This window comes from Brasilonema angustatum (genome assembly GCF_059505445.1).
The window spans coordinates 1-10,860 of sequence record NZ_JCACKO010000106.1; the positions used below are offsets into that span (position 1 = coordinate 1).

Consider the following 10,860-nt stretch of genomic DNA (forward strand, 5'->3'; position numbering starts at 1 on the left):
GCATTAGTTTCTGAGCAAACGATACCACTTCAAGAAGAAGTTTCACCATTACAGCCTGCGAAGGGCGGACAAGTAACACAGTTAAAAGTTGACAATAATCAGCCTGTAGCAGCTTCAAATACAGTACCCGCTATGCTTAAACCGGGGAAGTCTGTAATTAACAAAGCAGATACACAAAAAAATCTTAATTTACTAGAATATCTCAACAAACGTGATATAGCAGAAGATATTGTACAAAGAAAAACTGCCGAGCAAAATAATTATTCATCGCCACCCTTAATTTTTATAAAAGCAAATTCAAATAATACATCCTCTAAGAATAATTTAGATACTCCTTCACAATGGTCAAGTATTGAAACTTTACTAAATATAGGGAATGAAGAAGCTAGCTTTACTAACTTTAGTAGTGAAACAGGAGGTGGTTACAATTCCCAAACAAGCAATAACTCTTTTCCTATTCAACAAAAACCTGCATATTCGCATAAAGCAATTGATGATAATCTAGAGAAAACTTTAGCCAGCGATATATCTCCCGATCTAAAGCTAATAACAGAAACTATAAAAAGTCCTTTTGATGAGTCATTTAATTCAAATTCAGCTAATTCAAATTTAGCTAATTCAAAAGAAGATGATGAAATTGCTCTCGAAGCGCTTGCTCGTGAAGTTTATGCTAGATTACGACAACAGCTAGAAATAGAGAAAGAACGTCAAGGCATTTTTACAGGTCGTTTACCCTGGTAATATGATTTTGGATTTTAAATTTTGATTTTTAGGAGAAAATTTTCATATGCCAAGTCCTTCTGTAATCACTCCTCAAAAACGCCAACCTCAACTTGAAAAAGCTAAACTCAAAGCTTACAACGGGGAGGCGCCTGATATCGAGTTAATGTTTAATCCTAGTGAAATCAGCTTTTCTCGAACTGTTAACTGGCAAAAACATCCAGGCAATAGAGGAACAACTTTACTGCCTAAGATTAACTTTTCAGGTGTTGAGCCTTATCAATTTACACTTAAACAATTAATTTTCGATACCTATGAAACGAAAGAGTCTGTAATGACATATATAAATATTATTAAAAAAGGCGTTGAAACAATTGAACAAGCTGCAGATAAACGTCCTCCAGTTTATACATTTATATGGAAAGATGAATATTTTTACTGTGTAATGAATAGTCTAACCTATACCCTAAATATGTTTCTCACTGATGGGACACCAGTCAGAGCAATGGTAGATATTTCATTGCAAGAAGTAGATAAAAATAACCTCCCAGGAGGAACTGAATCTGCTTCTCAGGGACAGAACCGACAAAATAGCCCTCAAGGTACAACCCTTTTCAATTAAAGCTAGACACCAGGAGGTGGATGTCAGAAATCAGAAGGTAATGGGAAATAAACTACAAAAAATATCTCGATGGAGTCATCTAAACATCGTTATTTTTGAACATTCTTTAGAATTATAGAGTTAATTATGGCACAACAAAGTCTTTATTTAGCTCAACCTATAGTCGAAATAGGAGGAGTTCCAGCAGATGCTAAATTAATCAAAGATTTAATGCAAATTACTATTGAAGAAAGTTTGCATTTGCCAGCTATGTTTACATTGGTAATTCACAACAGCTATCTGCCTACTAATAATAAATCGGAATACCAACCCTGGCGCCATGAAAAGGTGTTTGAAATCGGTACAAAAGTCAAATTAGGGTTTATTTCTAGTAATACTCAAGACGAAAATTTTAAAACGCCTAAAGAAGACAATTTATTAATTGAAGGTGAAATTACAGCAATTGAAGTTCATTTTAATGATAAATCTGAGGCGCCGATAATTGTTCGTGGTTATGATATCTCGCATCGCCTGCATAGAGGACGACAAAATCGCTCTTTTTTGAATAATACTGATAGCGATATAGTACGCAAAATTGCTCAAGAAGTAGGTATACAACTTGGAAGAATAGATGAAAGTGGCGAAGCTCATGAGTATATTTTTCAAGAAAATCAAACTAATATGGAGTTCTTGCGAGAAAGATCTGCTCGTATTGGTTTTGAACTTTTTATTGAAAAAGGTAAAATAAACTTTCGTAAACCAGAAGCTCAAGAAGTTGTAGAACTGAAATGGCTAGACGAAATCAGTAGTTTCAGTACTCGCGTTACTAGTGCAGAACAAGTGAGTGCGGTTGAAGTGCGTAGTTGGGACTACACTCAGAAAAAGTTAATTACATCCAAGGCTAATTCAGAAAACGTAATAACTGATACTGGCAATCAAAAAGGAAGTAATAGCAGTAACAAGTTCAACATTAGCAAACCTCCGTTAATGACTGTTGTAGATAAACCCGTTTTTAGTGCCAAAGAAGCAGAGGTAATGGCTCAAGCTTTATGTGATGAATTAGGGGGAGAATTTGTCTATGCAGATGCAAAAGCAGAAGGTAATCCTCTGATTCGACCGGGTAAGTTTGTCAATCTACAAAAGATGGGCGATCGCTTTAGCGGTAAGTACTATATTACGGAAACACGCCACTTCTACAACCAGCGAATTTACACGACAGAATTTAGCGTCCGAGGTTTACGTTCAGGTAATTTATACACCTCAATATCACCACAAACACGATTACAACCAGGTCAAACTTTTTTAGTGGGAGTTGTCACCAATAATCAAGACCCTAAAGGATTGAGTCGAGTGAAAGTTAAATTCCCCACCCTTACAGAAGAACATGAGAGTTACTGGGCAAGAATGGTATCAACTGGTGCAGGTTCTGGTCGCGGTACAGATTGGCTACCAGAAATTAACGATGAAGTTTTGGTTGGTTTTGAACATGGTGATATTCATCGACCTTATATTATCGGTGCAGTCTGGAACGGACAAGATGCACCACCAACTTCTGTAAAAGATAGTGTAGTTAGTGGTCGAGTTCGTCTGCGAACCTTCAAAACCCGTGTTGGACATCAATTACAATTTGTAGATGAAGATAAAGCTACTAGTAATACGGGTGTATATATAGAGACAAAAGGTGGACATAAAATTAGTCTTAACGATACTAAAAAGTTTATAGAAATACAAACATCAGCAGGACAGACAATACTGATTAATGACCCGACTGGCAATATCAGTATTCAAGCAAACTCCACTATTAGTAATACTGCTGCAGCTTCTATTTCCTCCGAAGCATCATCCATTAGCTCAACAGCAGGTGCCGCTATGAATATGAATTCTGGTGGTGAGATGAGTATGTCAGCAGGTGCCGCTATAACTATGACCGCAGGTGGTGCGATCGCAATTACTACACCTGGTCTTTTATCGATAACTGCTGGAACTATGACACTAACTAGTACTTTGGGACCAATTACAATGACTACACCAATAACAGGTCCTAAACCAATTCCATAATTTCCTTTACCCTTTCAGTGAAACTCGACCTTTGGCGAATAGGTTTATATCTTCTACCCCAATATTTTGGATATATATGTGATATCTACTGCGGAGGGCGCCTAAATGCCAAATCCCGTTTATGGTCAGGAGCGAGAATATTTAGGGAAAGGTTGGGCTTTTCCACTGCAATTAAATTTGCAGGGTGGGATAAAGTTTAGCAGTGAGGACGAGAAAGTCAAAGAGTCGATATGGATTATTCTTCGCACGAGTTTAGGAGAACGAGTTTACCGACCGAACTTTGGGTGTCGCTTGTCAGAATTGGCATTTGCTCCTTTAAATAGCGATACTTTGTTGCAAATTCGCATGTATGTTACAGAAGCTTTGGAAGTTTGGGAACCGCGTATCATTCTTGATGATGTTCGCACTGATCCTGACCCAATACGCGGCAGAGTAGACATTATTATCAAATACAAACTCAAAGATTATCCTGACTTTTTCAGCTTTGTTTATCCTTTTTATTTAACTTCGGCGGAGTAGGGGCGGGCAAGGATGCCCACCCCACAAGATAAATAATCTAAAATCGCGCAACTAATATCCAAACTCTAAAATAAAACTGTGGAATTCGACTTTTTACCAAAATTACCTTCTTCAAATTTGGATGACCGCACCTTCGACGATTTGGTGGAAGAGTGTATTATGCGTATTCCTCGCTACTGCCCCGAATGGACAGACCATAATCTGAGTGACCCTGGAATTACGCTGGTTGAGCTTTTTGCTTGGTTAACCGACCAAATGCTACTTAGGTTTAATCAAGTACCGCGTAAAAGTTATGTTGCTTTTTTAGAATTATTAGGTATTAGACTTCAACCTCCTGCCCCAGCACGCACGGATTTAACTTTTTATTTAAGTTCCGATTTGCCGGAGACTTACACAATTCCAGAAGGAATAGAGGTTTCAACGGTACGAACTGAAATTACTGAAGCTATTACTTTTAGTACTGATTTTCCTTTAGTTATTGCAAAACCTCGTTTACAACATGTTTTAACAGCGTTGACTGCAGAAGAAATTCCCCAATCTTTAAGAGAAAGAGTAACTAATACCTGGAACCGTCAATCTGATGCTTTCTGGGAAGGTAGTGAACAACCAATATTTGAAGAGGAACCATTACCGGGAAACTGTTTTTACTTAGTTATTAATTCCAATGATCATCAGGACGGTAATGTTTTAGAAATTACTTTTCAAGGTGCCTCAGCTACGCCTACAGGTATTAATCCTAACAAACCACCACGTCGTTGGGAAGCTTGGGATGGGGAGAAATGGCAACCTATTTTATCAAAAGAAGCTGATGACAAAACACAAGGTTTTAGTTTTTACGAAATGGCTCAACAGGGTAATAATCCTGAGCAGGGAACAGAAGTCAGGCTACATCTACCTTCAAACTGGCCTATAACCAACTTTACATCATATCGGGGTCGTTGGATTCGCTGTGTACTCACTCAATTAGGCACAAATGATTCTGGTTATAATCGTCCTCCACGAATTGCTGGTTTGGGAGTGCGTGCAGTTGGTGGTACAGTTAGCGCAAGTCAAAATAATTTCATTGAAGATGAACGTTTGGGTCTTAGTAATGGCAAACCAGGACAAATTTTTCAACTTCTGCAACCACCAATATTGGAACGTCGAGAGAACGAGTATATTATAGTTATTCCTCCTGGTGGTTTACCTCAAAAATGGCAAGAAGTTCGAGACTTTGCCGATTCCACTTCAGAAAGCTTTCACTACGTAATAGATTCAATTGACGGTAAAGTTCAGTTTGGTCCGTTAATTCGCGAACCCAGTCAACTCAAAAGTCAAACAGAAGTTCGATCGCGTATCCAACACCCAAGACCCGAAGATACATTTGTTCAAGTTAGTGATACAAACAAAAGTACTCTTGAACATCAGTATGGTGCTATCCCTCAACGCGGTGCAGAAATCAAAATGGTTAGTTACCGTACAGGAGGAGGTAGACAAGGCAATGTTCAAGCTCATTCACTGCAATTTTTAAAATCTGCTGTTCCCTATGTTGCCAGTGTCATCAATCATAAAGGCGCTATTAATGGAGCAGATGGGGAGTCACTCGAACAAGCAGTGATTAAAGCGCCGCGAATTCTACGATCGCGCGATCGCGCAGTTACAGTTGAAGATTTTGAAGTATTAGCCGAACAAGCAGGTCAAGGAGCAATTGCTCGCGTCCGCTGTTTACCAGCCGATGCAAATCGACAAGCTGGTACAGTCACTTTACTGATAGTCCCGAATTTCAATACAGATGCGATCGCTCAAGGACAAGGTTTATCTCCTGAGAAATTCGACCTTAGTCCAGCACTCACTGAACAAGTTTTGGGTTATCTAGACGAAAGAAGGTTATTAGGAGTGCAAGTTCAACTACAACAACCAGAATATATGGGTGTTTCTGTCCAAACCGAAATCGGTTTAGAACCAGCTTATGATAATCCTCTCGCACGTGAAGAAATTCTGCGTTATATCCGAATATCGCTGTATAAATTTTTAAATCCCTTAACTGGAGGAATTGAACAAAAAGGCTGGGCATTCGGACGCCCACTTTACGAATCAGATATTGTGGTACTACTCCAACAAGCGCGTGGTGTCCGTTACCTCGGTCCGGTTCTATTATTTCCTATACGTAAGCAAGGTGACACATGGAGGCGTCAGCCATCACCGGAGCGCGTAATTGACCCTGGAGTACAAGGTCTTATCTGTTCCTGGGCTGATAATAACTTGCGCTCCAATCACGTAGTTAACATTCTTAATCGTTAATAAAGATGCGATATATCAAAAATACATCAAGACGCGATATAGCGTTCATACATTTAGTATTACTATGATTCAAAGTCGCTCTACTTCTAAAGTCAAAATAGACTTAATCCCAATGCAAATTCCCGAAGCGCTACCGGGAGTAGCTTTGGCATTTACAGGGGTAGAAAATCTTGATGAAATTGCTGGACACAGTTTGTTACTACATCCCGGACAACCAAGCGAAATGATTGTGCAAGTGCATAACTTGACGGTAAATCCTTTACGGTTGGAGTTGAAAGTAAAAGGTGACTTTCCTCAAGAGTGGTGTCAAATTGGAACAGAAGGCTCGGAAATTGCATCTAGAGATACTATGCAAGCCGTGCTTTATTTTCAAGTCCCTGTCACCTTTTTTGAAGACCAGGAAGCGATCGTTCCTGGAAGAAAAGATAGATTAAATCTTAACTTTCGCTGTTCAGTTGATTTATATCTAGACCCAGGTACAGAACAACAAAAAATCGAAACTAGCGACGAATTTAGTATATGTATACGTCCTTGGTCTACGTACATGGAATTGTTACCGCTTCTATATCGCGAAGTAGACTTTATTGGTCGCTTCATGAATATATTTGAACAAGCTTATCAACCAGCTATTGATAGCTTTAATACCATGTGGGCAAACCTAGATCCTTTAACAGCGCCGCAAGCATTGTTACCATTTTTGGCTCACTGGGTTGGTTGGCAATTTGACTCTGTATGGGAACTCCAACAGCAGCGGCGGTTAATTCGTAGAGCGGTTGATTTATATCGATGGCGAGGAACTCGTAAAGGGTTGCGTCTTTATTTACATTTATATACAGGTTTACCACTAGATGAAAATATCCCAAACGAAAATGATAAGCACATTAGCATTACAGAACCTTTTGGTAATAGTTTTACTCTGAATGAAGCAGTACTCGGAAATGCAGTATTAGGAGGAGGAAGAGCGTACCATTTTGTAGTGCGTTTGCGACCAAAAGAATCAAATACTATACACGAAGCGCTAATCAGAAGAATAATTGAACAAGAAAAACCCGCTTTTTGTACCTACGAATTATCTATAGAAAACAGTAACTAAAGCTATTTAACTCCTAACTCCTAACTCCTAACTCATTATGTCTCACCCTTTTCCACCTCCACCAATTCAACCTTTTGAGCGTTTACAAGCTTCCGACGGTTTACTTATAAATGCTGAACGCTGGCGGAAAGCACATAATTACCACCGCAAGCGACAAAACACTCATTATCAATGTTTAAACCAACCGGGAATTGTTTGCGGTTTGGGTGTGCGAGATATTGAGGCACCGAGTAACGTCGAAGCTAAATACCGAGATGGACGCTGGGTGCAAATTCAACCTGGAATAGCTATAGATTTGGCTGGGAATTTAATTGTTGTTCCGACACCTTATGACTTTCCGATTGATTTGGAGGTGGCAAGTAGTGAACCGCTTATGATTTATTTAACTGTTAGTTATATTGACCCGGAAGAACTGCGCTTGCGCGAATCGAGAGATACTGTCCACGAAACTTATCGATTTGACCAAAGAAACTCAACACTTGATATTTCCGAAATAGAAATTTGTCGTATTCTTTTACAGCCAGGACAAAAAGATATTACTCAACCTGCTGATGCATTTTTTCCCGGTTATAATAATATCAATTTACGTTACCGACGTCAGGCACAAGCCCAACCTCAAGCAATTGTAAGACTGGCACAAGTTAATCACAGTGATTCTGGATGCGATCGCAATTTTTTTAACTTATCTTACTTGTTACAATCAATAGAGCCTTTGTACTCTTATTTACAAGGAACTGAAGAAGCTGGGCAGGTGACTTTATCTGAGAATATTCAAGAGTATGATTTACTTTATCTGACTGGGCAACAAGCATTATCCTTCAACAATCTGGAGTTGAATTCTCTGAAAAAATATTTCAAATCAGGTGGAGTACTTTTAGTCGATGCACCTAGAGATGCAACTCCTTTAATAGAAAGTACTTATTCTCTAGCAGAACAGTTAAAAAATCCTTTAAAACCTTTAGTTGAATTACGACGCGACCACCCCTTAAGAACGCAACCTTTTTTATTTGCAGCTTTACCAATAGTAAATCAACAACCAATAGAAATATTAACTAGCGGAGGAATTATTTTAATCATTGGTGATTTAGCATCCGCTTGGGGATTAGATAAAGACCTTACCCTACCTAGACTGGCAATTCGCACCGCGCAAGAATTAGGCATTAATATTCTCGCTTTTGCTTGGAAGCGACGCCAGTTAATAGGTTTGCAACAAGAGGATGATTCTGGAAAGTGGTAGCTGTTTATATATTGTGGGATAGGCGTCCCGAACATTTAATTTGAAAAAATATTACTTACATTTATGATTACTGTAATTTAGCCCTAATCCTATAGGATTCATATTTGATTTCTGGCGAAGCTAGGTACATCATTGCTTCTTTCCTGTTCCTTGTTCCCTGCGCTGACTTTGTTAATTCAGAAATTAAACCGGATTCCTATATTAAGTGTTAACTCCTGACTCCTGAGTGCTGTTTCCTTATTTAGCCTAAATATGGCAGAATGAAAAAATAATCTATATTTACTTATGGTTAAATCCAATGCTCCCTGGTCAAATTCTGCGCAATCGCTATAAAATTATCAAGCCGTTAGGAAGTGGTAGCTTCGGAATCACCTATTTAGCTGAAGATTTAGATCTACCCGACCATCCTCAATGTGTTGTCAAAAATCTTCGGCAAAGCCAAAATCAAGAAGAGTTACAAGCCTTTATTAATTATTTTAATAAAGAAGCAAAAGCTTTATATCGCTTAGGTCGTGAATACAGTCAAATTCCACAACTTTTTGCCCACTTTGAAGAAGGGGGTGAATTTTATTTAGTGCAGGAATATATTGATGGATACGATTTGAGTCATGAAATTTTCTCTGGCAATAAGTTAAGTGAAGTTCAAGTAAGGCAGCTTTTAAAAGAAGTTTTAGAAGTATTAACAATTACTCATAACAAAAATATCATTCATCGAGACATAAAAGCACAAAACCTAATGCGCCGTAATAGTGACGGCAAGATAGTATTAATAGACTTTGGAACTGTCAAAGAAATTAGTCAATTAAAAAACAATCCTCAAGAGCTAACCAACAGCCATTTTATTGTTGGTACTCATGGTTATATGCCTATGGAACAGTTACATGGATATCCCAACTTATCCAGCGATATTTATGCTGTGGGAATGTTGGGAATTTATGCTTTAACTGGGATTAGACCACAGGAACTATCGGAAAAGAAAGACCCAAACACTTTTGAAATAATTTGGCGAGATAAGGTTTCGGTTAGCCCCGATCTCGCAAATGTGTTAGATAAAATGGTGCGTCTTAACTTCAATGAACGTTATCAAACCGCAGGTGAAGCACTGCAAGCACTAACAACACTATCACTGGAATCTACTATACGGACACCACCACCGCCTCCATCATCCGAACCCATACAGCTACCACCACCGTCTTCATCATCAATTTCACCACCATCACATTTTTTTGTAGCAAAGCAGAGATTTTTGATTGGTGCTGGAGTCATAGTGAGTTTACTTTTGGGAATGGGGTTATTATTTATGACTTTTTCGTCGAGACAACCCGCAATTGATGTGAAACTAGTTTGCCCAGAAACACCTTTACCACCTTTACCGAGTACGGGAGGTAGGAAATACGGTACTGCAACACTGTATGGTTTTTCAGATGAAAAATATCCTAGTGGCAAAGGAATCATGGTCTTTCCTGATACAGAGCATGGTGGAACTAGTCGATTTGATGGAGAACTAAAAGATGGAGATTTTCACGGTTGTGGAAGCTATAGATATGGTAATGGAGATCGCTATGTAGGTCAGTTTGTTAAGGGTGAACGTCAAGGCGTTGGTAAAATAACATATCATAATGGTTGTGAATATTCTGGGTATTTTGAAAGAAGCGAGCCTAATGGTCAAGGAACTTGTAAATTGAAACATGGCTTGCCTTTGCGTGGAATTTGGCATGATAATACACTTCAAGGAAGCAATCAGACTTGCACCTGCAAGTAATTTTGAAAACTCCTAATTTTAAAACTTGGAATTGTTAATATTTTTCCAAACTATAATTTTTTTATTTAATTAAATTTAATAAATTACATATAGTAATCTTAAATTGTTTGCGATCAATAAAATTTTGGAAATGCTTATAAAAATGTACTTTTCATTTCCATATTTTCTCATGTTACAATCCGGATTGCTATAGATAAAAGCTAAATTATAAGAAATTAATTTATTTGAAAACTAACATGAGTAAAGACTATTTTTTCCTAATTTTTGATATTTACAGGAGTACAAAATGAATCAATCACTTGCAAAGCTGATAATTTTTTTATCCAAAGCTTCGTTACTTTCTATTACAAGTTTATTCATTTTTGTGCGACCATCTCTAGCGCAACTTACTGCTATTCATTCATTGCCAACTGCCTCAACTTCACCACCTAAAAAAAATCTCATAAGCCAAAACCCAAGTTCAACACCTCCAGAAGATTCCGTAAGCCCAAGTCCAACACGTCCATATAATCCAATAAGCCCAAGTTCAACACCTCCAGAAGATTCCGTAAGCCCAAGTCCAACACGTCCATATAATCCAATAAGCCCAA

Annotated in this window: 9 protein-coding genes; 8 read left to right on the top strand and 1 reads right to left on the bottom strand. The window is 38.3% G+C overall.

Features of this window, described 5'->3' with window-relative positions:
- From AC5JM2_RS18230 to AC5JM2_RS18265, 8 genes are all read left to right on the top strand, one after another.
- Window positions 1–741, top strand: a 741-nt coding sequence (locus AC5JM2_RS18230) for a hypothetical protein (RefSeq protein ID WP_495836268.1), incomplete at its 5' end; no start/stop codon positions are given.
- Between the two features lie 46 nt (window positions 742–787).
- A complete protein-coding gene (locus tag AC5JM2_RS18235; protein ID WP_495836269.1) occupies window positions 788–1,342 on the top strand; it encodes a CIS tube protein in 555 nt (184 codons plus the stop codon).
- A 126-nt stretch (window positions 1,343–1,468) separates the two neighbouring features.
- Window positions 1,469–3,379 (top strand): VgrG-related protein, encoded by a 1,911-nt coding sequence (locus AC5JM2_RS18240; RefSeq protein ID WP_495836270.1) that lies wholly within the window; start codon window positions 1,469–1,471, stop codon window positions 3,377–3,379.
- 105 nt (window positions 3,380–3,484) lie between these two features.
- Entirely contained in the window at window positions 3,485–3,898 is a 414-nt protein-coding gene (locus AC5JM2_RS18245; protein WP_495836271.1) for a GPW/gp25 family protein, read from the top strand.
- Window positions 3,899–3,976: 78 nt separating this feature from the next.
- Complete coding sequence (locus tag AC5JM2_RS18250; RefSeq protein WP_495836272.1) at window positions 3,977–6,178, top strand: putative baseplate assembly protein; 2,202 nt, start codon at window positions 3,977–3,979, stop codon at window positions 6,176–6,178.
- Between the two features lie 64 nt (window positions 6,179–6,242).
- Complete coding sequence (locus AC5JM2_RS18255) at window positions 6,243–7,271, top strand: phage tail protein (RefSeq protein WP_495836273.1); 1,029 nt, start codon at window positions 6,243–6,245, stop codon at window positions 7,269–7,271.
- Window positions 7,272–7,308: 37 nt separating this feature from the next.
- Window positions 7,309–8,508, top strand: coding sequence for a DUF4159 domain-containing protein (locus AC5JM2_RS18260; RefSeq protein WP_495836274.1), 1,200 nt, complete (start codon window positions 7,309–7,311; stop codon window positions 8,506–8,508).
- A gap of 298 nt (window positions 8,509–8,806) precedes the next feature.
- Window positions 8,807–10,270 carry a protein kinase domain-containing protein gene (locus AC5JM2_RS18265; RefSeq protein WP_495836275.1) on the top strand — a complete coding sequence of 488 codons (1,464 nt, stop codon included), beginning with the start codon at window positions 8,807–8,809 and terminating at the stop codon, window positions 10,268–10,270.
- Between the two features lie 396 nt (window positions 10,271–10,666).
- Here AC5JM2_RS18265 and AC5JM2_RS18270 read toward each other — a convergent pair.
- The coding region (locus AC5JM2_RS18270; RefSeq protein ID WP_495836276.1) for a hypothetical protein at window positions 10,667–10,860 on the bottom strand (194 nt) is incomplete at its 5' end.

What these genes read in the sequence shown, in the direction of transcription:
- AC5JM2_RS18235 (WP_495836269.1), top strand. Translation starts at nt 788, where the DNA reads ATGCCAAGTCCTTCTGTAATCACTCCTCAAAAACGCCAACCTCAACTT.
- AC5JM2_RS18240 (WP_495836270.1), top strand. Translation starts at nt 1,469, where the DNA reads ATGGCACAACAAAGTCTTTATTTAGCTCAACCTATAGTCGAAATAGGA.
- AC5JM2_RS18245 (WP_495836271.1), top strand. Translation starts at nt 3,485, where the DNA reads ATGCCAAATCCCGTTTATGGTCAGGAGCGAGAATATTTAGGGAAAGGT.
- AC5JM2_RS18255 (WP_495836273.1), top strand. Translation starts at nt 6,243, where the DNA reads ATGATTCAAAGTCGCTCTACTTCTAAAGTCAAAATAGACTTAATCCCA.
- AC5JM2_RS18260 (WP_495836274.1), top strand. Translation starts at nt 7,309, where the DNA reads ATGTCTCACCCTTTTCCACCTCCACCAATTCAACCTTTTGAGCGTTTA.
- AC5JM2_RS18265 (WP_495836275.1), top strand. Translation starts at nt 8,807, where the DNA reads ATGCTCCCTGGTCAAATTCTGCGCAATCGCTATAAAATTATCAAGCCG.